At 54.5% G+C, this 21,543-nt stretch carries 12 protein-coding genes, 2 tRNA genes and 10 pseudogenes; 18 read left to right on the forward strand and 6 right to left on the reverse strand.

Annotation, left to right across the window (positions count from 1 at the left end; all coding sequences use genetic code 11):
* The first annotated feature begins 37 nt into the window (after positions 1 to 37).
* Positions 38 to 1,246, forward strand: coding sequence for an IS256-like element ISSoEn2 family transposase (locus SOPEG_RS05570; protein ID WP_025244600.1), 1,209 nt, complete (start codon positions 38 to 40; stop codon positions 1,244 to 1,246).
* Between the two features lie 35 nt (positions 1,247 to 1,281).
* Here SOPEG_RS05570 and SOPEG_RS05575 read toward each other — a convergent pair.
* A pseudogene (locus SOPEG_RS05575) lies at positions 1,282 to 2,130 on the reverse strand (IS5-like element ISSoEn1 family transposase); the annotation flags it as partial.
* A 75-nt stretch (positions 2,131 to 2,205) separates the two neighbouring features.
* On the opposite strand from SOPEG_RS05575, the pseudogene SOPEG_RS27165 reads away from it, so the two are divergent.
* Positions 2,206 to 2,357: pseudogene (locus tag SOPEG_RS27165) on the forward strand (PhnA domain-containing protein); the annotation flags it as partial.
* A gap of 95 nt (positions 2,358 to 2,452) precedes the next feature.
* A pseudogene (gene mltB / locus SOPEG_RS05580) lies at positions 2,453 to 3,519 on the forward strand (lytic murein transglycosylase B).
* A gap of 77 nt (positions 3,520 to 3,596) precedes the next feature.
* Here the strand turns inward: mltB and SOPEG_RS05585 are convergent.
* Positions 3,597 to 3,860 (reverse strand): annotated as a pseudogene (locus SOPEG_RS05585) (ABC transporter permease subunit); the annotation flags it as partial.
* A gap of 165 nt (positions 3,861 to 4,025) precedes the next feature.
* Between SOPEG_RS05585 and istA the strand changes: the two are divergent.
* Positions 4,026 to 5,574, forward strand: a pseudogene (gene istA, locus SOPEG_RS05590) (IS21 family transposase).
* A gap of 11 nt (positions 5,575 to 5,585) precedes the next feature.
* A pseudogene (gene istB, locus SOPEG_RS05595) lies at positions 5,586 to 6,335 on the forward strand (IS21-like element ISSoEn3 family helper ATPase IstB).
* A 170-nt stretch (positions 6,336 to 6,505) separates the two neighbouring features.
* Here istB and SOPEG_RS05600 read toward each other — a convergent pair.
* A pseudogene (locus SOPEG_RS05600) lies at positions 6,506 to 6,712 on the reverse strand (ABC transporter permease subunit); the annotation flags it as partial.
* A gap of 72 nt (positions 6,713 to 6,784) precedes the next feature.
* Between SOPEG_RS05600 and SOPEG_RS05605 the strand changes: the two are divergent.
* Positions 6,785 to 7,993 (forward strand): IS256-like element ISSoEn2 family transposase, encoded by a 1,209-nt coding sequence (locus SOPEG_RS05605; RefSeq protein ID WP_025244030.1) that lies wholly within the window; start codon positions 6,785 to 6,787, stop codon positions 7,991 to 7,993.
* A gap of 213 nt (positions 7,994 to 8,206) precedes the next feature.
* Here the strand turns inward: SOPEG_RS05605 and SOPEG_RS05615 are convergent, their stop codons facing one another.
* Positions 8,207 to 8,977 carry an amino acid ABC transporter substrate-binding protein gene (locus SOPEG_RS05615; RefSeq protein ID WP_025244604.1) on the reverse strand — a complete coding sequence of 257 codons (771 nt, stop codon included), beginning with the start codon at positions 8,975 to 8,977 and terminating at the stop codon, positions 8,207 to 8,209.
* Between the two features lie 292 nt (positions 8,978 to 9,269).
* On the opposite strand from SOPEG_RS05615, the gene pncC reads away from it, so the two are divergent.
* Both pncC and SOPEG_RS05625 read left to right on the forward strand, forming a co-directional pair.
* Complete coding sequence (pncC, locus tag SOPEG_RS05620; RefSeq protein ID WP_025244605.1) at positions 9,270 to 9,758, forward strand: nicotinamide-nucleotide amidase; 489 nt, start codon at positions 9,270 to 9,272, stop codon at positions 9,756 to 9,758.
* 91 nt (positions 9,759 to 9,849) lie between these two features.
* Positions 9,850 to 11,064, forward strand: a pseudogene (locus tag SOPEG_RS05625) (ISL3 family transposase).
* Positions 11,065 to 11,068: 4 nt separating this feature from the next.
* On the opposite strand, the gene SOPEG_RS27175 reads toward SOPEG_RS05625, so the two are convergent.
* Positions 11,069 to 11,491 (reverse strand): hypothetical protein, encoded by a 423-nt coding sequence (locus SOPEG_RS27175; RefSeq protein ID WP_148297002.1) that lies wholly within the window; start codon positions 11,489 to 11,491, stop codon positions 11,069 to 11,071.
* A 93-nt stretch (positions 11,492 to 11,584) separates the two neighbouring features.
* Here SOPEG_RS27175 and recA point away from each other — a divergent pair, with 93 nt between their 5' ends.
* From recA to csrA, 4 genes are all read left to right on the forward strand, one after another.
* Positions 11,585 to 12,652 (forward strand): recombinase RecA, encoded by a 1,068-nt coding sequence (recA, locus tag SOPEG_RS05630; RefSeq protein ID WP_025244606.1) that lies wholly within the window; start codon positions 11,585 to 11,587, stop codon positions 12,650 to 12,652.
* On the forward strand, positions 12,639 to 13,037 hold the full coding sequence (locus SOPEG_RS05635; RefSeq protein WP_025244607.1) for a regulatory protein RecX: 399 nt from the start codon (positions 12,639 to 12,641) through the stop codon (positions 13,035 to 13,037). The genes recA and SOPEG_RS05635 overlap by 14 nt, the downstream gene beginning before the upstream one ends.
* Positions 13,038 to 13,183: 146 nt before the next feature.
* Positions 13,184 to 15,811, forward strand: a complete 2,628-nt coding sequence (alaS, locus tag SOPEG_RS05640) for an alanine--tRNA ligase (protein WP_025244608.1) — start codon at positions 13,184 to 13,186, stop codon at positions 15,809 to 15,811.
* A 254-nt stretch (positions 15,812 to 16,065) separates the two neighbouring features.
* Entirely contained in the window at positions 16,066 to 16,251 is a 186-nt protein-coding gene (gene csrA / locus SOPEG_RS05645) for a carbon storage regulator CsrA (RefSeq protein ID WP_025244609.1), read from the forward strand.
* Here csrA and SOPEG_RS27180 read toward each other — a convergent pair.
* The gene (locus SOPEG_RS27180; protein ID WP_148297003.1) at positions 16,245 to 16,484 is read right to left on the reverse strand and encodes a hypothetical protein; all 240 of its coding nucleotides are present in this window, start codon (positions 16,482 to 16,484) and stop codon (positions 16,245 to 16,247) included. The genes csrA and SOPEG_RS27180 overlap by 7 nt on opposite strands.
* A 32-nt stretch (positions 16,485 to 16,516) precedes the next feature.
* Between SOPEG_RS27180 and SOPEG_RS05650 the strand changes: the two genes are divergently transcribed.
* From SOPEG_RS05650 to luxS, 6 genes and pseudogenes are all read left to right on the forward strand, one after another.
* Positions 16,517 to 16,609 (forward strand) — tRNA-Ser (locus tag SOPEG_RS05650).
* Between the two features lie 8 nt (positions 16,610 to 16,617).
* A tRNA-Arg gene (locus SOPEG_RS05655) sits at positions 16,618 to 16,694 on the forward strand.
* A gap of 152 nt (positions 16,695 to 16,846) precedes the next feature.
* Positions 16,847 to 18,055 (forward strand): annotated as a pseudogene (locus SOPEG_RS05660) (IS256-like element ISSoEn2 family transposase).
* Positions 18,056 to 18,555: 500 nt separating this feature from the next.
* Complete coding sequence (yqaB, locus tag SOPEG_RS05665; protein WP_025244610.1) at positions 18,556 to 19,128, forward strand: fructose-1-phosphate/6-phosphogluconate phosphatase; 573 nt, start codon at positions 18,556 to 18,558, stop codon at positions 19,126 to 19,128.
* Between the two features lie 76 nt (positions 19,129 to 19,204).
* A complete protein-coding gene (gshA, locus tag SOPEG_RS05670; RefSeq protein WP_025244611.1) occupies positions 19,205 to 20,767 on the forward strand; it encodes a glutamate--cysteine ligase in 1,563 nt (520 codons plus the stop codon).
* Positions 20,768 to 20,927: 160 nt separating this feature from the next.
* Positions 20,928 to 21,443, forward strand: a pseudogene (luxS, locus tag SOPEG_RS05675) (S-ribosylhomocysteine lyase).
* Positions 21,444 to 21,543: the final 100 nt, after the last annotated feature.

The following is a 21,543-nucleotide window of genomic DNA, read 5'->3' on the forward strand; positions in this document are numbered from 1 at the left end:
TGATATGTTCAATCCAACATCAAAAACAGATTAATTTATGGACGAAAAACAGTTGCAGGCTCTGGCTAACGAACTGGCCAAAAATCTCAAAACCCCTGAAGATCTCAGTCACTTCGATCGGCTGCTGAAAAAAATCAGCGTCGAAGCAGCTCTCAATGCCGAAATGACCCATCACCTCGGCTACGATAAAAATCAGCCTAAACCGGGGACCAACGCCCGCAACGGCTATTCCACAAAAACCGTTACCACTGGCGATGGCCCGCTGGCGCTGCGTACTCCGCGCGATCGTGACGGTTCCTTTGAACCGCAACTGGTGAAGAAGAACCAGACCCGGATTACCGGGATGGATAACCAGATTTTATCGTTGTACGCCAAAGGGATGACCACCCGCGAGATCGCCGCCGCATTCAAAGAGCTGTATGACGCCGATGTCTCGCCGGCGCTGGTCTCAAAGGTCACCGATGCGGTCATGGAGCAGGTTGTCGAATGGCAAAACCGGCCTCTGGATGCCGTCTATCCCATTGTTTATCTTGACTGTATCGTTCTAAAAGTCCGGCAGGACAGCCGCATCATCAACAAATCTGTGTTCCTGGCGCTGGGCATCAACATCGAAGGCCAGAAAGAGTTGCTAGGTATGTGGCTGGCCGAAAATGAAGGCGCAAAGTTCTGGCTGAACGTGCTGACAGAGCTGAAAAACCGCGGCCTGAACGATATCCTTATCGCCTGCGTAGACGGGCTGAAAGGTTTCCCTGACGCTATTAACGCGGTGTATCCGGAGGCGCGGCTCCAGCTGTGTATCGTGAATATGGTGCACAACAGCCTGCGGTTCGTCTCCTGGAAGGACTACAAGGCCGTCACCCGCGACCTGAAAGCTATCTATCAGGCCCCTACGGAAGAAGCCGGCTTGCAGGCGCTGGAAGCGTTCTCCAGTGCCTGGGACATCCGCTACCCGCAAATAAGTCGAAGCTGGCAGGCAAACTGGGCCAATCTGGCCACGTTCTTTGCCTACCCAACGTACATCCGCAAGGTGATCTACACGACCAACACCATCGAGTCGTTAAACAGCGTGATCCGGCATGCCATCAAAAAGCGCAAGGTGTTCCCGACCGACGACGCAGTGAAAAAGGTGGTGTTGCTGGCGATACAGGCGGCCTCACAGAAATGGACAATGCCTTTGAGGGACTGGCGCATGGCAATGAGCCGCTTTATTATCGAGTTCGGTGACCGCCTGGACGGTCACTTCTGAGAAAAGGCATTTACACAGCATCGTGTACAGGGTCCACCTACCTGCACGTCATAGTCATGCAGACTAAGATGACCACCCAGAAGTGTTTTAAACCGGAACATGGCCGTTTCAGCCAGTGAACGCCGGTGATAACCTACTTTCTTTTTCCAGGTATCGTTATTGCCGCTCAGATGCTGATTTGCCACCGCATGGTTACGCTCATGGTATCGAGCTGGCCAATATTGCGCACCACTTCGCGGTGGGATAAGCGGCTTTATTTTTTTCCTCAGCAGAGCATCATGACAGTAACGCGTATCGTAAGCACTGTCAGCCGACGCTTCCCTGATTTTTCGGTGGGTTTGGTTAATCAGCCCGGGCAGCGCCAGCGCATCTGTCGTACCGCTTAGCGATAAATCGGCACAGATAATTTCATGTGTCGCGCTATCTACTGCCAGATGAAGCTTGCGCCATACTCTGCGCCTCTCAGCCCCATGCTGCCTGACTTTCCATTCGCCTTCGCCGAAGATTTTCAGGCCGGTGCCATCGATGACCAGGTGTGAGATTTCGCCGCGGGTTGGCGTTTTTATGCTGATGTCGACGGTTTTTGCTCGCCGGCTGACCAGAGAGTAATCTGGGCAGCGCAGCGACAGCCCCATCAGTTTAAAAATCGCGTCAACGAAACCCTGTAACGCCCGGAGCGAAAGGTTAAACACGCGCTTTATCATCAGAACCGTGGTAATGGCCATATCGGTGTAGTGAAGCGGCCGGCCACGATGTTCAGGTGGTGTACTCTCAGTCCATGCAGCAATGGCTGACTCATCAAGCCATACTGTCATGTCCCCCCGCTGCCTGAGCGCATTGTTGTATGCGGGCCAGTTGGTGATTTTAAACTTTTGCTTTGCCATGGGGACCTGATGTTGAAACGAATGTAGTGATCAGAGCCGCCAGTCACCTAAAAGTTCGATTTATTCAACAAAGCCGATCTGAAAGTAAAAGGCAGCGCGCCTCGACGCTAAAAATCGGCACCAAAGTGAAGAGTATTCGATTAGTGTAAGGAGACCACAATATCGACTGTAAGATCGACGGATTCGGCGCCATGAAGCTGAAATTGGAATTTGTGAAGAAAATATAACTTTCCGTTTCGCAGGACGTGGTTTTCTATTTGTTCTGAGGTGACAATGAATTACCATAGCGTTACTTTTATCAGCTTTGGTACATGGATCCCCAATGCGTCACCTGGCAGCCCTTGTTCCTTTAATTGCTCTGCTTGCCGCGTGCAGTAGTAAGCCATCCTCCTCCGATATGGCCTCGCAGGAAGCACCTTTAACCGGTGGGTTCCTGCGTCAGCCGCAGGCGGGCGCCGCCAGCCCCGAGCTGTATGGCGATTTCGCCGCCAATCCCAACGCCGAGCGTTTTATCGATAAAATGGTCAATGAGCATGGCTTTGACCACCAGGAGCTGCATAACCTGCTGGCCCAAACGCAGCGGCTGGACTCGGTACTGCGGCTTATGGAGCGGCAGGCGCGCGCGCCTGTTGCGCAAGCGCCTGCCGGACCGAACGGCGCCTGGCTGCGCTATCGTAAAAAATTCATCACCCCGGACAACGTGCAAAACGGCGTCGTGTTCTGGAACCAGAACGAAGACGCTTTGCAGCGTGCCGCGCGCCAATATGGCGTACCGCCGGAAATTATTGTCGGCATTATAGGCGTCGAGACCCGCTGGGGAAGGGTGATGCGCTGGCGACGCTGGCGTTCGAATATCCGCGCCGCGGCGACTATTTCGCCGCCGAGCTGGAAACGTTTTTGCTAATGGCGCGCGATGAGGGCGACGATCCGCTCGCGCTGCGCGGCTCCTATGCCGGTGCGATGGGTTACGGTCAATTTATGCCTTCCTCTTTCAAACAGTACGCCGTGGATTTCGACGGTGATGGCCATATCAATCTGTGGGATCCGCAGGACGCCATCGGCAGCGTCGCCAATTATTTCCATGCCCACGGCTGGGTACCGGGAGGCTTGGTGGCGGTGCCCGCCAGTGGTCAGGCGCCCTGGTTACAAAATGGCTATGACACGTGTTACACCCTGGCGACGCTGTCCGCCACGGGGCTGCCGCCGCTTGCGCCGCTCGGGACTGAACAACAGGCCAGCCTGCTGCGTCTGGATATCGGCACCGATTACCAGTATTGGTACGGGCTGCCGAACTTCTATGTCATTACCCGCTACAACCACAATACCCATTACGCCATGGCGGTATGGCAACTGGGCGAGGCGGTGAGCCGGGCGCGGCTGGGCGGCTAACGCTTAGGGGTAAAAAACGGGCGCTGGTCAACAGCGCCCGTCGAGGTCGGTCAAATATAATGGGGTGGCAACGACGGTTATTCGTAGCGGCGGAAATAGCGCTCCAAGCGGTTTTGCACCTTACCCAGCGCCGTGCTGAACAACAAATAAATCGCCGCCGCTTCGATATAGAGAATCAACGGCTCATAGGTCACCGACACAATGCGCTGCGCGGCCAGAAACATTTCCGGCACGGTAATGACCGCCGCCAGCGACGTGTCTTTGATAAGCGAGATAAATGAATTGGCCAGCGGGGGTATGGAGACAAACACCGACTGCGGCAAAATGACCCTGCGCATTGCTGGTTCCGGTCACATCCGATCACTGATTCCGATTTCACCCGATCACTAATTCTGATTTCATCCGATCACTGATTCCGGTCGCCCGATCAGCGATTCCGATTCTGTCCGATCGCTCATCTTCTGTTCCGCCATACTCTGGAGACTTTTAGCTTCCGGGGGCATGGCATGGCACGTAAAAAGAAGAAAGCGAGAACGGAAATGTACATCTATATTAATGTGTTACGTATGAAATTCGAGCAGCGTCGCTCGAATCGCACTATCGCAGCAGCGCTCGGCATAGGCTGTACTACCGTGCACGATATCCTCGGCCGATTCACGGTAGACCTGGTCTGGCCATTGCCGGCGGAACTGTCCCCCGTCGACCTCGATCGCCTGCTCTATCCCGGCAAATCCGGAAAAGTTATCAATACATTACCCAGCTGGCTTGATATCGATACTGAGTTAAGCCGCAAGGGCATGACCAAGCAGCTGCTCTGGATGGAATATCAGTTCGCCGTGGGCGGTGATGCCCTCGGTTACTCACAGTTTTGTGCACTGTTCCGTGACTGGAAAAAGAAGCAGCGGCGTTCTATGCGCATGGAGCACAAGGCTGGCGAAAAGCTCTTCATCGACTTCTGTGGCCCCACCGTACCTATCGTCAACTCTGCGACCGGTAGCTGTACGCTAGGTCGCTATCTTCGTCGCTGACATGGGCGTGTCAGGCTATGCGTATATCGAAGCCTGCGAAGGCCAGGACATGGCATCGTGGCTCAACGCCAATAGCCGCTGTCTGCACTTCATGGGTGGGGTTCCGGAGCTGATGATACCTGATAATCTGCGCAGCGCTGTCAGCACCCCTGACCGCTATGAGCCGGTCATAAACCAGAGCTACCAGGCGCTGGCAAATCACTATGAGACAGTGGTGCTACCGGCGCGCCCGAGAAAACCGAAAGACAAGGCGAAGGCAGAATCAACTGTGCAGCTGGTAGAACGCTGGGTTTTGGCCCGGTTGCGTAAACGTAGGTTATACTCGCTGGCCGAACTCAACCAGGTGATACGAGAACTCAATCATGAGTTGAATCTGCGCCCGATGCGTCATTACGGCGGACAAAGTCTCCTTGAACGCTTCGAGCAGCTGGACAAACCGGCTCTTGGGCCTCTACCGCCCACACAATGGGAATACAGTGAGTATCTCGTTGCCCGAGTGGGACCTGATTACCACATAGACTACGGCAAAAACTGGTACTCGGTGCCGCATCCGCTGGTTGGCGAGCGCGTTGACGTCATCACCACCCAACGGCTGGTGCAAATCCACCATAAGGGCGTCTGCGTGGCTACGCACCCTCGCAGCGATAACGCCTATAGGCACACGACTCAGGCGGCGCACATGCCGGCTAACCATAAGGGGCAGAGTCAGTGGACGCCGGAAAGGCTGTGCAGTTGGGCGCTGTCGGTGGGTGTGTGCACACTGAAAGTGGTCGAGTCCATCCAAAAGAGCAAAGCCCATCCGGAGCAGGCTTACCGCTCCGTGCTGGGGCTACTCAATCTGCAACGGCGCTATGAGACGACGCGACTGGAGAAGGCCTGCGCGCTGGCGTTGGAGAAAGGGTGCATTAACCGCTCTTTCATAGCCAACGTATTGAAACACGGTCGTGAAAGTGAGGTCACCCAGGACGGAGCCGGCGTATCAATGCTGGTTCACGAAAACCTCCGAGGTCCGGACAGTTATCACTAAGGAGAATAAATATGGATACACTGTTAATAGCTCTGCGAGAGCTGAAGTTGTCGGCAATGGTCCAGGCGTTGGAGACGCAACGCGAACTCCCGGGGAGTTATGGGGAGCTGGGGTTCGAGGAGCGGTTGTCGCTGATGGTAGAAGCGGAGAATTTGCATAGAAAAAACAACTACATATGCCGTCTTCGACGGCAATCGCAAATGCGCTTGCAGGCAAAACCGGAAGATATCCGCTATATCCCTAGCCGAGGAGTGACACCGGAACAGATGCGAGATCTGCTAGGGGGACAATATCTGAAATATCAGAAAAGCATACTCATCACGGGGCCGACAGGTACGGGCAAAACCTGGCTCAGTTGTGCGCTTGGTGAGCAGGCATGCCGGCAGCAATATAGCGTGCGTTACTGGCGAGTGGGTCGGTTGCTGGCCCATCTTCACCAGTGTCAGGTAGACGGGACCTATCTAAAATAGCTTAAGCAGTTAGAAAAAATAGAGTTACTGATCTTGGACGACGTGGGCCTAGAATCAATAAGTCCGATGCAGGCAACGATGCTGTTGGAGGTGATGGAAGATCGCTACGACAAAAGCAGCAGCATCCTGATCAGTCAACTGCCGGTGAAAAAATGGTATGGACTGATAGAAAACCCCACGACAGCTGACGCGTTACTCGATCGATTAGTACACCCCAGCTATAGACTGGAACTTAAAGGCGAATCACTACGCAAAGAGCAAGGAGTAGCCAGCACAGGAAAAATAGACTAAACCCGAGTCAGAAGATGAGCGAACACGTGATCGAATATCACTGGAATGGGTGATCGGAAAATATCGGAATAACTGATCGGATGTCGCCGAAACAGCTGATCGGATACGTCGGAATCTGCACGCATCGCCTGGGTCGAATTCATGCCGATGGCCCATGCCGCTTCCCACTACGTCTTGGGTTCCGAGACGATGGCGTCGCGGATTATCTCCGAGCTGTAAGCGTCGACGCTCAGGGTGAAACCAATCAAAGCCGCCGGGAAGGCGTCCAAAGTGACGCTGGCGCTGGGTAAACCATAGAAAATCAAAAACAGCTGCACCAGCAGCGGTGTTCCCCGGATAACCCAGACATAAAAATCAGCAATTCCTTTTAGCGGTTGGAGCCTGTTTAGAAATTTGTGTATTTGCCTGATTTTGATATGTTCAATCCAACATCAAAAACAGGTTAATTTATGGACGAAAAACAGTTGCAGGCTCTGGCTAACGAACTGGCCAAAAATCTCAAAACCCCTGAAGATCTCAGTCACTTCGATCGGCTGCTGAAAAAAATCAGCGTCGAAGCAGCTCTCAATGCCGAAATGACCCATCACCTCGGCTACGATAAAAATCAGCCTAAACCGGGGACCAACGCCCGCAACGGCTATTCCACAAAAACCGTTACCACTGGCGATGGCCCGCTGGCGCTGCGTACTCCGCGCGATCGTGACGGTTCCTTTGAACCGCAACTGGTGAAGAAGAACCAGACCCGGATTACCGGGATGGATAACCAGATTTTATCGTTGTACGCCAAAGGGATGACCACCCGCGAGATCGCCGCCGCGTTCAAAGAGCTGTATGACGCCGATGTCTCGCCGGCGCTGGTCTCAAAGGTCACCGATGCGGTCATGGAGCAGGTTGTCGAATGGCAAAACCGGCCTCTGGATGCAGTCTATCCCATTGTTTATCTTGACTGTATCGTTCTAAAAGTCCGGCAGGACAGCCGCATCATCAACAAATCTGTGTTCCTGGCGCTGGGCATCAACATCGAAGGCCAGAAAGAGTTGCTAGGTATGTGGCTGGCCGAAAATGAAGGCGCAAAGTTCTGGCTGAACGTGCTGACAGAGCTGAAAAACCGCGGCCTGAACGATATCCTTATCGCCTGCGTAGACGGGCTGAAAGGTTTCCCTGACGCTATTAACGCGGTGTATCCGGAGGCGCGGCTCCAGCTGTGTATCGTACATATGGTGCGCAACAGCCTGCGGTTCGTCTCCTGGAAGGACTACAAGGCCGTCACCCGCGACCTGAAAGCTATCTATCAGGCCCCTACGGAAGAAGCCGGCTTGCAGGCGCTGGAAGCGTTCTCCAGTGCCTGGGACATCCGCTACCCGCAAATAAGTCGAAGCTGGCAGGCAAACTGGGCCAATCTGGCCACGTTCTTTGCCTACCCAACGGACATCCGCAAGGTGATCTACACGACCAACGCCATCGAGTCGTTAAACAGCGTGATCCGGCATGCCATCAAAAAGCGCAAGGTGTTCCCGACCGACGACGCAGTGAAAAAGGTGGTGTGGCTGGCGATACAGGCGGCCTCACAGAAATGGACAATGCCTTTGAGGGACTGGCGCATGGCAATGAGCCGCTTTATTATCGAGTTCGGTGACCGCCTGGACGGTCACTTCTGAGAAAAGGCATTTACACAGAATCGTGTACAGGGTCAGCGGTTGCGGGCCATACAAACGTACCAGCGCCACCAGAAACCCTATCACCCTGTCGCCGACAAACGACAGCAGCGCCAGCGGCAGGGTAAACATCAGCCCGGCTGTAAACAAACGCCAAAAGGAGTCGTACATTAATTGCAGCCATGGCGGCATCGGTATGACTCCCGGAGAAAAAAATTACTGAGAAACGTCCTGGCCGAAATAGCGCAGCGAAATAGTTTTATAGGTGCCGTCGGCTTTAATCTCATCCAGGGCTTTATTGATGGCGTCCACCAGGGCGGTTTGGTTTTTACGCACCAGAATGCCCGATGGCGCATTGGCGGGTTCAGAGGCGGCCACTTTCACTTTAGCGTTCGGCTGGTGTTTTTTGAAATCCAGGAACGACAAATTGTCATTAAGCGTGGCGGCCGCGCGCCCGGTGATGACCAGACCCACAGATTGCGTAAAGCCGTCGGTCGGCACGATATCGGCGCCGTATTTGCTGGCCAGCTGCGAATAATTGCTGGTCAAACTTTGTGCGGATTTTTGACCTTTCAGGTCGCTGAAGTTTTTGATCGTGGTATTGTCGTCGCGGGTAATCAACACCACTTTTGAATCGATATAAGGTTTGGAGAAATCATATTTCGCCTGGCGTTCCGGCGTGATGCCCACCTGATTAATGACCGCGTCATAACGTTTACCGTCCTGACCGGCGATAAGACCATCCCAGCGACCTTCGATAAATTTGGCCTTGACGCCCAGCTTCTCGGCTACCGCGTGCCCCAGATCCACGTCAAAGCCCACCAGTTTGTCGCTCTCGTCGTGAAACGTATAAGGCGCATAGGTCCCCTCGGTGCCAAAGGTTATGGTGCCGGCGGACTTAATGGCCGCCAAATCGTCTGCGGCCTGAACTTGCGCTGCGGTAAATGCGAGGGTACTGAATAACAGTGCCAAAGTTATTTTTTTCATGATTATTCCTGAAAAGAGCGTATTAAGAGGCGAACACCGCTTCGGGAACCGGCAATGATAAACTATTTTACTTTCAGGTCTAAAGCATTTTATGTCATTAGTCATTGCGTTTGGTTATACAATCCACGTACGTTTGCAACTGTAGTGCATCGCGCTCAGCGTGACAAGGGCGCCGGCGGCGGCGGTCCCGAAAGTAAAAGTTGGAACGCGACGCTTATAAACACCTATTGACAGCCAGGCCGCCTAGTCTGCACGATCGCAGTAAGCCACATCGGTTCAGGATAAGAATATGATAAACGACAGCGAACTCTATGCGCTTAGCGTGCGGCTGGGCGCGGCGCTCAAGCGGGACAATAAGTCTATTACCTGCGCCGAGTCCTGCACCGGCGGCTGGGTGGCCAAGACCATTACCGACGTTTCCGGCAGCGCCGGCTGGTTTGAGCGCGGCTTTGTCACCTACGGCAATCAGGCTAAAACCGATTTGCTAGGTGTGCGCCCCCGGACCCTGGAACAGCACGGCGCGGTGAGCGATCTGGTGGTGCAGGAGATGGCCTGCGGTGCGCTGCGCGCTGCATCCGCCGACTACGCGGTGGCGATAAGCGGTATCGCCGGCCCCGACGGCGGCACGATTGAAAAACCGGTGGGTACGGTCTGGTTCGGTTACGCCGCCGCGCAGGGCGTTCCCTTTTCCCAACTGATGCATTTCGAGGGCGACAGGGACGCGGTGCGCCGTCAGGCGGTGCATTTTGCGCTCACCACATTGCTCGCGACATTTCTCTAAAATCCGCTTGATACTGTACAGTCATGGGTCTTCCCCTGTTGTGGTGGCTAAGGGCATTATGATGGCAGTCTTGATTTTTGAGGAGTCTGCCATGGACGAAAAGTCTCTCTATGCCCATAACCTGTCCGTACCGTGGCAGGTACAATCCCTTTCTCTTGATGAAAAATCTGGATCAGTGACGGTAATTGTCGGCATTGCCGAGCACACACAACTGGCCTGCCCAACCTGCGGTAAATCCTGCTCCATACATGATCACCGGCATCGTAAATGGCGTCACCTCGATACCTGTCAGTTCACCACGCTGGTTGAGGCTGATGTCCCCCGCGTTGACTGCCCCGAGCACGGTTGCCAGACACTGCCTGTTCCCTGGGCAGGGTCAGGCAGCCGCTACACCTTGTTGTTCGAAGCCTTTGTTCTTTCATGGCTGAAAGTCAGCACCGTGGATGCTGTCAGAAAGCAGCTCAAACTCAGTTGGAATGCCGTTGACGGCATCATGATGCGCGCAGTCAAACGAGGCTTGGCCCGGATAATACAACCCTTATCCGCCCGTCACCTCTGCGTGGATGAAGTCGGGTTCAAAAAAGGACACCAGTACGTCACCGTTATCTCTGACAGGCAGGGACGCGCTTTGCAACTGACCGACGACCGCGGTGTAGAAAGCCTTGCCAGTTATCTGCGCAGCCTGAGAGATCACCAGCTTGATGAGATAAAAACGCTGTCTATGGACATGAACATGGCCTATATCAGTGCAGCCCGCATCCATCTCCCCAATGCCGTCGATAAAATCGCTTTCGATCACTTCCATGTGGCAAAAATGTTGTGCGCCGCCGTTGATAAAACCCGTCAGGCTGAGATGAAACAGATCCCGTCGTCAGACAGGAAAGACGCCCACCGCTCACGCTATCTATGGTTTTACAGTAAACAAAATCGCCTCGGGTGCCGGGCAGAGAGGTTAGAAGTTGCCCGGCTGGTGTTACCCCAAACTAGCCAGTGCTGGGTAATGAAATAGCTTGCTTGCGATCTGTGGCACCGCTGCTATGACAATCATAGCCGTAAGCTGTGGCAGGAATGGATGGCGATGGCTAAAGACACCGGCATACCGCTCATGGCCAGCATTGCCCTCATGGTGGCAAAACGCCTTTACGGCATTCTGAATGCAATGAAAAACCGGGTATCAAATGGGAATGCGGAGTCCCTGAACAGCAAAATACGGCTGCTCAGGATCAAGTCACGGGGCTTCAGGAACAAAAAACGTTTCAAGCTGGGCGTAATGTTCCACTATGGGAAACTAAATATGAATTTTTGAGCAATCATTTAAGGGAGTTATAAAATTTTTTTTGCTGGTGATGTTGTATTCGCTCGTCATTCTCCTTTTCTTTTTCCTTTTGCCACATATTGCTGCATCCCGGATCGCTAGGGGTAAGACAATATTGAGTTTTATCAACTTGAGACTCACTTTTCTCCCAAGATAATTTTGGCGTTACCTCTGGTGACAGTGAATAGTCTTTATTATCAGCATCATACATCATATTTGGTGAGGCCGATGCTGCAACACCATGAAGCAGTAAGATAAATGGGGCATATGCATATTTTTTTAAGCATGACATGAACGTTATTCCTTTAAACGTAAATACGTTTGACATCCATATAGAAGTCCAAGTTCCAGCCAAAAGAATAAGTAAAGTAAAAATGCAGAACTGTCGATTGAGCCACCACAACAGGGGAAGACCCACAGTTCATACAGTATAATTAGCACTCAGTACCGCCGGTACATATCGTTGGCGAAATAGGGTGGCGATGTCGCTCCCCGCTTGATAGGAGTTGAAATGGCTATTGATGAGAATAAACAAAAGGCGTTAGCGGCAGCACTGGGTCAAATTGAAAAGCAATTCGGCAAGTGTTCGATCATGCGCCTGGGTGAAGATCGCTCCATGGATGTTGAAACGATCTCCACAGGTTCTCTGTCTCTGGATATTGCGTTGGGCGCCGGTGGGCTGCCCATGGGCCGTATCGTTGAAATCTACGGCCCGGAATCATCGGGTAAAACCACTCTGACCCTGCAGGTTATCGCCGCGGCGCAGCGCGAAGGCAAAACCTGCGCCTTTATCGATGCCGAGCATGCCCTGGACCCTATCTACGCCAAAAAGCTGGGCGTCGATATCGATAATCTGTTGTGCTCCCAGCCGGACACCGGCGAACAGGCGCTGGAAATCTGCGATGCTCTGACCCGCTCCGGCGCTGTAGACGTCATCATCGTCGACTCCGTGGCGGCACTGACGCCGAAAGCGGAAATCGAGGGTGAGATCGGCGATTCCCATATGAGGCTGGCCGCCCGTATGATGAGCCAGGCGATGCGCAAACTGGCGGGTAATTTGAAAAACGCCAATACGCTGCTGATTTTCATTAACCAGATCCGCATGAAGATCGGCGTCATGTTCGGTAACCCGGAGACCACGACCGGTGGTAATGCGCTTAAGTTTTACGCATCGGTTCGTCTGGATATTCGCCGTATCGGCTCGGTGAAAGAAGGCGATGTGGTGGTGGGCAGTGAAACCCGCGTCAAAGTCGTGAAGAACAAAGTCGCCGCGCCGTTTAAACAGGCCGAATTCCAGATCATGTACGGCGAAGGCATCAACATTCGCGGTGAGCTGGTCGATCTGGGCGTCAAGCACAAGCTGATAGAGAAAGCGGGCGCCTGGTACAGCTATAACGGCGAGAAGATCGGTCAGGGCAAGGCCAATGCCTGCACCTTTCTGAAGGACCATCCCGAACTGGCGGCGGAGCTGGACAAAAAGCTGCGCGACATGCTGCTGCATAGCGCCGATGGCAACAGCCTGGTCAGCGACGTGGAAAGCGAGGACGAAAGCGCCAGCGAGCGTAATGAAGAGTTTTAATCGACGGGCGGTGAAGACGACGGCGCAACCCGCGACCGCGGTAAGCCAGGACGAGATCGACCAGGCGATCGCTTATTGTCATGACCACGACTGGCTTGACGATGGGCGCTTCGCACGGCGCTATGTCAGCCGCCGCAGCAAACAAGGCTATGGCGAACAGCGCATTCGTATGGAACTGCTGCAGAAAGGAATCAACAGGGACGACATCAATGCGGCCTTCGCCGAAGCGGAGATCGATCGTACGGCGCAGGCGTTCGCCGTGGCGGTGAAAAAGTTCGGGCAGCCACTGCCGGCCGAGCCGCAGTCCAAAATCAAAGTGCAGAGTTATCTACTCTCCCGCGGCTTTTCCTTTGACGAAATCCGGTCTATTTATACAAATTTATAAATAGATGGCGTGCGGGATTTTACTTCGCACCAAAGAAAATTTATCTTATTCCCACTTTTTACGATCCTGAACGCTACTGCAGCGCCTTACTACTGCGCTATTCTGTTCACGATTCGATCTTTTTTTTGCATGATTCCGGGACAACTATGAGCAAGAGCACTGCTGAGATCCGTCAGGCGTTTCTCGATTTTTTCCATAGCAAGGGACATCAGGTGATGGCAAGCAGCTCACTGGTGCCTGATAACGATCCAACATTGCTGTTCACCAACGCCGGCATGAACCAGTTCAGGGATGTGTTTCTGGGCCTGGATAACCGTTCCTACCGGCGTGCTACCACATCGCAGCGCTGCGTGCGGGCGGGCGGCAAGCACAACGATTTGGAAAACGTCGGCTACACGGCGCGCCACCACACCTTTTTCGAGATGCTGGGGAATTTCAGCTTCGGCGACTATTTCAAACATGATGCTATCCGGTTCGCCTGGGAACTGTTGACCGGTGAACAATGGTTCAACTTGCCTAAAGAGAAGCTGTGGGTGACGGTGTATGCCACCGATGATGAAGCCTACAACATCTGGGCCAGCGAGGTGGGGGTACCCGCCGAGCGCATCATCCGTATCGGCGATAATAAAGGTAGCGCCTATGCCTCCGATAATTTCTGGCAAATGGGCGACACCGGTCCCTGCGGTCCCTGCTCGGAGATCTTTTATGATCACGGCGAGCATATCTGGGGCGGCCCACCGGGAAGCCCGGAAGAAGACGGCGACCGCTACATCGAGATCTGGAACCTGGTGTTCATGCAATTTAACCGCCAGGCCGACGGCACCCTGTTGCCGTTGCCGAAACCCTCGGTGGATACCGGTATGGGGCTGGAGCGTATTGCCGCGGTATTGCAACATGTCAACTCGAACTATGATATCGACCTGTTCAAGAAGCTTATCGCCGCCGCGGTCCAGGCAACCGGCGCCCGCGATCCCGACAGCAAATCGCTGCGCGTTATCGCCGATCACATTCGCTCTTGCGCGTTCCTGGTCAGCGACGGCGTCGTGCCGTCCAACGAGGGCCGGGGCTATGTCCTGCGCCGCATCATCCGCCGCGCGATTCGTCACGGCAACATGCTGGGCGCCAGCGACACCTTTTTCTATAAGCTGGTCGCGCCGCTCATCGAGGTGATGGGCAGCGCCGCGAGCCAGCTGCAGCCGCAACAGGCGATGGTGGAGCAGGTGCTGCGCGCCGAGGAAGATCAGTTCGCCCGCACGCTGGAGCGCGGCCTGACGCTGCTGGACGAAGAGTTGTCCAAACTGACTGGCGACACCCTCGACGGCGAAACCGCTTTCCGCCTGTATGATACTTACGGTTTCCCGCTGGATTTGACCGCCGATGTCTGCCGGGAACGCAACCTGCGCGTCGACGAGTCGGGCTTTGAACGCGCCATGGAGGCGCAGCGCAAACGCGCGCGCGAGTCGAGCGGTTTCGGCGCCGACTACAACAGCCTGCTGCGCGTGGACGAAACTACCCGGTTCTTCGGCTATGAACAGCTTGCGCACCAGGGACGGGTGACCGTGCTGTTCCGCGACGGCCAGCCGGTAGAGGTCATCCGTCAGGGTGAAGAGGCGGTGGTGGTGCTTGACGAAACGCCGTTCTATGGCGAATCGGGCGGACAGGTGGGCGACCAGGGCGAATTAAAAACGGCTTCCGGGGTGTTTGAGGTAGCAGACACGCAGAAATACGGCAAGGCATTTGGCCACCTGGGCAAGCTTAGCTACGGTGAACTGAAATTGGGCGCGCAGGTCGCGGCGCAGGTAGATAGCGCGCGCCGCGAGCGCATCCGCTTGAATCATTCGGCCACCCATTTGCTGCATGCGGCGCTGCGTCAGGTGCTCGGTAAACATGTCGGGCAGAAGGGGTCGCTGGTGAACGATCACTACCTGCGTTTCGATTTCTCCCATAATGAAGCCATGAAACCCGAACAGATCCGCCGGGTGGAAGATATCGTAAATGCGCAGATCCGCCGCAACCTGCCCATCCAGACGGAGATTATGGCGCTGGAAGACGCCCGCAATAAAGGGGCCATGGCGCTGTTCGGTGAAAAATACGAGGCGCAGGTCAGGGTGCTGAGCATGGGTGATTTCTCCACCGAGCTGTGTGGCGGGACCCACGCCAGCCGCACCGGCGATATCGGCCTGTTCCGCATCACTTCGGAATCCGGCACCGCCGCCGGTATCCGCCGTATCGAAGCGGTCACCGGCGAAGGGGCGCTGGCGTCGCTTCATCAGCAGAGCGATTTGGTGCATCATATTGCTCAGTTGGTGAAAGGCGACAGTCAAACGCTGGTGGATAAAGTACGGGCGCTACAGGAGCGTTCTCGCCAGTTGGAAAAGGATCTCCAGCAATTGAAAAACCAGCAGGCCGCGCAGGAAAGCGCATCGCTCGGCCGAAACGTGCGCGATATCAACGGCGTCAAGGTCCTGGTGAGCCAACTGGATAATGTCAAGTCGAAAATGCTGCGCACCATGGTGGACGACCTGAAAAACCAATTGGGTTCGGCGGTCATCGTTCTCGCCACGGCGGCGGAAGGTAAAGTTAGCCTGATAGCCGGCGTGACCAAGGATTTGACCGAGCGGGTCAAAGCGGGTGATATTGTCGGTCACCTCGCGCAGCAGGTGGGGGGGAAAGGCGGTGGACGCCCCGATCTGGCGCAAGCGGGCGGCAGCGACATCACCGCTTTGCCGGCCGCGCTGGCAAGCTTAGATGCGATGCTGGCCGCAAGACTCTGAGTAGAATAAGAATACATTATAATAAACACCCTAACTTTCTGTTAAGTTAGGGTGTTTCAATACATACTCTTCCGGGAAACAAAAGTTAGGCGCGAAGCTGGTCATATCGACTAAACTTATACCAGATATGGAAAGCGCCCGGCCGGCCGGCGTGTGTCGCATGCATACTACACGGCTTACGCTTTCACGGTATATGATGGATAATGGCGGGAAACTGAGAGACCCGACTCTTTTAATCTTTCAAGGAGCAAAGAATGCTTATTCTGACTCGTCGAGTTGGTGAAACCCTCATGATAGGCGATGAGGTTACGGTTACTGTTTTAGGCGTCAAAGGCAACCAAGTCCGTATCGGTGTTAATGCTCCTAAAGAAGTTTCTGTGCACCGCGAAGAAATATACCAGCGTATCCAGGCTGAGAAGTTGCAACAGACTCCTTACTGATCCCTTTTCAGCGCCTTGCCCCGTGCGAGGCGCAGCCCCGTGATAACCCCGTTATCAGCGTCTTTCTTTTTCTTCAGCTTGTTTCCTCTGCTTTCCAAAAATGGCCAAGAGACGGTTATTTTACCGCTATTTAGCTGCCAATCTGCGCAAGTTGCATGGGAATTGCGCAATCGCTTCCCGGCGGGCAAAAAAGGGTTTGACTTATCAAGCCCAGAAAGTAATATGTGCGCCACGCAGTGCCGATGAGCTTCAACAGCGGTGCGTAGGTGAGGTGGCCGAGAGGCTGAAGGCGCTCCCCTGCTAAGGGAGTATACGGTCAAAAGCTGTATCGAGGGTTCGAATCCCTCCCTCACCGCCATTTACAATGCATCCGTAGCTCAGCTGGATAGAGTACTCGGCTACGAACCGAGCGGTCGGAGGTTCGAATCCTCCCGGATGCACCATTCCTCATACCGTTACCTGCTGCTTTGTCTCATATCTTTGTGGCTTAGTCCTAAGCCGGTTGCCTTCTGCACCGTTTTGCGAGCCTGTTTAGAAATTTGTGTATTTGCCTAATTTTGATATGTTCAATCCAACATCAAAAACAGGTTAATTTATGGACGAAAAACAGTTGCAGGCTCTGGCTAACGAACTGGCCAAAAATCTCACCCCTGAAGATCTCAGTCACTTCGATCGGCTGCTGAAAAAAATCAGCGTCGAAGCAGCTCTCAATGCCGAAATGACCCATCACCTCGGCTACGATAAAAATCAGCCTAAACCGGGGACCAACGCCCGCAACGGCTATTCCACGAAAACCGTTACCACTGGCGATGGCCCGCTGGCGCTGCGTACTCCGCGCGATCGTGACGGTTCCTTTGAATCGCAACTGGTGAAGAAGAACCAGACCCGGATTACCGGGATGGATAACCAGATTTTATCGTTGTACGCCAAAGGGATGACCACTCGCGAGATCGCCGCCGCGTTCAAAGAGCTGTATGACGCCGATGTCTCGCCGGCGCTGGTCTCAAAGGTCACCGATGCGGTCATGGAGCAGGTTGTTGAATGGCAAAACCGGCCTCTGGATGCAGTCTATCCCATTGTTTATCTTGACTGTATCGTTCTAAAAGTCCGGCAGGACAGCCGCATCATCAACAAATCTGTGTTCCTGGCGCTGGGCATCAACATCGAAGGCCAGAAAGAGTTGCTAGGTATGTGGCTGGCCGAAAATGAAGGCGCAAAGTTCTGGCTGAACGTGCTGACAGAGCTGAAAAACCGCGGCCTGAACGATATCCTTATCGCCTGCGTAGACGGGCTGAAAGGTTTCCCTGACGCTATTAACGCGGTGTATCCGGAGGCGCGGCTCCAGCTGTGTATCGTGCATATGGTGCGCAACAGCCTGCGGTTCGTCTTCTGGAAGGACTACAAGGCCGTCACCCGCGACCTGAAAGCTATTTATCAGGCCCCTACGGAAGAAGCCGGCTTGCAGGCGCTGGAAGCGTTCTCCAGTGCCTGGGACATCCGCTACCCGCAAATTAAGTCGAAGCTGGTAGGCAAACTGGGCCAATTTGGCCACGTTCTTTGCCTACCCAACGGATATCCGCAAGGTGATCTACACGACCAACGCCATCGAGTCGTTAAACAGCGTGATCCGGCATGCCATCAAAAAGCGCAAGGTGTTCCCGACCGACGACGCAGTGAAAAAGGTGGTGTGGCTGGCGATACAGGCGGCCTCACAGAAATGGACAATGCCTTTGAGGGACTGGCGCATGGCAATGAGCCGCTTTATTATCGAGTTCGGTGACACCGCCTGGACGGTCACTTCTGAGAAAAGGCATTTACACAGAATCGTGTACAGGGTCCGTTTTGCGTTTTCCTCTCGTGCGTTGTCTGCGGCTCCATCATTATCGCCATGGCCATCCCTGCCGTATCGCCTGATTGATGGCGATCGCCATCCTCGCGGCTTCTCGCATTATCGCCGTCGCGCGCGTTCGTTTCTTTCTCTCACTCTCAGCGTCTCTCGTTGCCCCTCACCACGTCGGCGTTTCTCTCTGTGTGTTTTTAACGGTGTCGGTGTTCCCAACCTCTGCCGTTAAGTGACCAAGATGGCCCGCCGTGGCGTATCCGCCCTGAGTCCGGTGAACGACTTCTTTTCGGCTGAGACCGTTCAGCCATCGCGCATCCTCTGCGCCTGTCTCGCCTGGGTATGCGCCTGCCGCGGCGCGCCATTCCAAACCGCGAGGCACATCCGGCGCCAACAGAATCAGCGACAATGTTACGAGATTGCGCTAAAGTAAACGCTTATATTACAGCTTCAGGTGAGCAACGATGTACGATCAGTACCAAGGATCGATCTTCGATATGGATGGCGCGCTGCTTGATGCGAAACCGACGCACCGCAAAGCCAGGCGCCAGGCGCTGGCGCCTTACGGGATGCAGTTCGACGAGGCGGCCGTGGTCTCGTTAAACGGATCGCCGACCTGGCATATTGCGAAAATGATCATTGAGCATCATCAATCGCCCATCGATCCCCATCAGTTGGCCCGTGAAAAAACCGCGGCGCTGCATAACATTCTCTTTGACGATGTGACCGCGCTGCCCCTTATCGACGTCGTCAAGCGCTACCATGGTAAACGTCCGATGGCGGTGGGGACCGGCAGTGAACATGCGATGGCGGAGGCCCTATTGCGCCATCTCGGGCTGTTGCACTATTTCGACGCTATCGTCGGCGGCGCCGATGTCAGCCGTCATAAACCCGATCCGCAAACCTTCCTGCGCTGCGCGGAGCTGATCGGTGTTCCGCCCGAAGCCTGCGTAGTTTTTGAGGACGCCGACTTTGGTATTATGGCCGCGCAAGCGGCCAAAATGGCGTTTGTCGATGTTCGGGCCTTGAGCGCGTGACGTTAATCAACCATGGCCTTGAACGAGCCGGAACCCTTATGCTAAGCCCAAACACTGTCAACTGCGGGAGGTCAATTTGATCCCGGATGTATCAAACGCGCTTTCCTGGCTGGAAGCCAACCCTCAAGCACTGAAGGGCATTCGTCGCGGCGTCGAGCGTGAAGGGCTGCGCATCAATGCCAACGGAAGCCTGGCGCAGACCCCCCATCCCGAGTCCCTCGGCTCGGCGCTGACCCATAAGTGGATCACAACCGATTTCGCCGAGGCGCTGCTGGAGTTTATTACGCCGGTTGACGACGATATCGGCCATATGCTGACGCTGCTGCGCGATATACATCGTTATGTCGCTCGCCACCTGGGGGATGAACGCCTGTGGCCGATGAGCATGCCGTGTTTCATTGACGGCGCTCAGCCCATCGAATTGGCGCAATACGGCAGTTCTAACATCGGGCGTATGAAGACGCTGTACCGCGAAGGATTAAAGAATCGCTATAGCGCCCTGATGCAGGTGATAGCCGGCGTGCATTACAATTTCTCCCTGCCGCTGGCCTTCTGGCAGGCCTACGCCGGTATTCGCGACGAGGTAAGCGGCAAGGAGGCGATCTCCGCCGGCTACCTGCGGCTTATCCGTAACTATTATCGATTCGGCTGGATTATCCCTTACCTATTTGGCGCCTCGCCGGGCATCTGTCCGTCTTTCCTCAACGGCCGCACAACCGATCTGCCGTTTGAGCACGCGCTGTCGGGGCTGATTTATCTGCCCTACGCCACCTCGTTGCGCTTGAGCGATTTAGGCTATACCAATAAGTCGCAAAGTCAGCTGGGCATTACCTTCAACCATTTGGATGAGTATGTCCGCGGTCTGAAACAGGCGATTAAAACCCCCTCCGCCGACTACCAGCGCATGGGGTTGCAATGGGACGGCCGTTATCTGCAGCTGAATACTAATGTGTTGCAAATTGAAAACGAACTGTATGCGCCGATACGGCCCAAGCGGGTGACGCGGAATGACGAATCCCCGTCCGACGCGCTGATGCGCGGCGGTATTGAGTATGTGGAAGTGCGCTCTCTGGATATCAACCCTTTCTCGCCGATGGGCGTTGACGAAGAGCAGGCGCGCTTTCTGGATCTTTTTCTGATTTGGTGTACGCTGGCTGAAGCGCCGGAGATGAGCGCGGAAGAGTTACTCTGTACCCGCAGCAACTGGAATCGGGTGATCCTCGAAGGGCGCAAGCCCGGCCTGATGCTCGGTATTGACTGCGGCAGCACCGAGCAGCCGCTGACCACCCTCGGCAAATCGCTGTTTAGCGATCTGCGGCGCGTGGCCGAAACCCTCGACAGCAATAATGGTGACACGCACTACCAGCAGGTGTGCGATAAACTGGTGGCGGGTTTCGATTATCCCGAGCTGACACTCTCCGCCCGTTTTCTGGATCAATTAATCGAGCACGGTATTGGCGGGCAGGGGTTGATATTGGCCAACGATTATCGCCAAACGCTGTGCGATGAGCCGCTAGAGGTGCTGAAGGAGGCCCAGCTTGATGATGAACGGATACGCTCCTGGCAGCGGCAGCGTGCTCTGGAAGCGGCGGATAGCCTGAGTTTCGATGAATTTTTAGCGAGCCAGAACGGGCGCTGAAAAAAGAAAAGGCCACAGAAACTGTGGCCAAATTAACATTCCTGTTAACAGGGATGATGATAACAAATGCGCGTCTTTCATATGTTATGACCCACGGCGGGGAAAAAGGGTTTCCTTACATTCGCAAAAAAATAAATTATTTTTAAAAGGAGGTGACATCATGCCACTTTTGGATAGCTTTACCGTAGACCATACCCGTATGGTGGCGCCTGCGGTCCGTGTTGCGAAAACCATGAAGACACCTCATGGCGATACTATCACCGTCTTTGATCTGCGTTTCTGCCGGCCAAACCTGGAAGTGATGCCGGAGCGGGGCATTCATACGCTGGAGCACCTATTTGCGGGCTTTATGCGCAACCATTTGAACGCAGAAGGCGTTGAAATGGTTGATATTTCTCCGATGGGCTGCCGTACCGGTTTCTATATGAGCCTTATCGGCGCGCCGGATGAGCAGCGTGTGGCCGATGCCTGGAAAGCGGCGATGGCCGATGTGCTGAAGGTAAAAGACTAAAAGCAGATCCCCGAATTGAACGAGTACCAGTGCGGCACGTATCAAATGCATTCGCTCAAGGAAGCGCAAGATATCGCGCAACACATTCTTGATAACGCTATCCGCGGTAATCAGAACGACGAACTGGCGCTGCCGAAAGAAAAGCTGGCGGAGCTGCATATCTAGTTGGCGCGAAGCGCGCCTTGCCGGCGGCCAGCGCGGCGGATAACCGCTGCGGGTTCGCCCGCTATCGCGGCCGGCAGCGGTGTTCAACCTTAGACCGCCT

Source organism: Candidatus Sodalis pierantonius str. SOPE, assembly GCF_000517405.1.
Classification (GTDB): Bacteria; Pseudomonadota; Gammaproteobacteria; order Enterobacterales; family Enterobacteriaceae; genus Sodalis_C; species Sodalis_C pierantonii.

What these genes read in the sequence shown, in the direction of transcription:
- csrA (WP_025244609.1), top strand. Translation starts at nt 16,066, where the DNA reads ATGCTTATTCTGACTCGTCGAGTTGGTGAAACCCTCATGATAGGCGAT.
- SOPEG_RS05635 (WP_025244607.1), top strand. Translation starts at nt 12,639, where the DNA reads ATGAAGAGTTTTAATCGACGGGCGGTGAAGACGACGGCGCAACCCGCG.
- alaS (WP_025244608.1), top strand. Translation starts at nt 13,184, where the DNA reads ATGAGCAAGAGCACTGCTGAGATCCGTCAGGCGTTTCTCGATTTTTTC.
- SOPEG_RS05605 (WP_025244030.1), top strand. Translation starts at nt 6,785, where the DNA reads ATGGACGAAAAACAGTTGCAGGCTCTGGCTAACGAACTGGCCAAAAAT.
- SOPEG_RS05615 (WP_025244604.1), bottom strand. Translation starts at nt 8,977, where the DNA reads ATGAAAAAAATAACTTTGGCACTGTTATTCAGTACCCTCGCATTTACC.
- SOPEG_RS05570 (WP_025244600.1), top strand. Translation starts at nt 38, where the DNA reads ATGGACGAAAAACAGTTGCAGGCTCTGGCTAACGAACTGGCCAAAAAT.
- yqaB (WP_025244610.1), top strand. Translation starts at nt 18,556, where the DNA reads ATGTACGATCAGTACCAAGGATCGATCTTCGATATGGATGGCGCGCTG.
- recA (WP_025244606.1), top strand. Translation starts at nt 11,585, where the DNA reads ATGGCTATTGATGAGAATAAACAAAAGGCGTTAGCGGCAGCACTGGGT.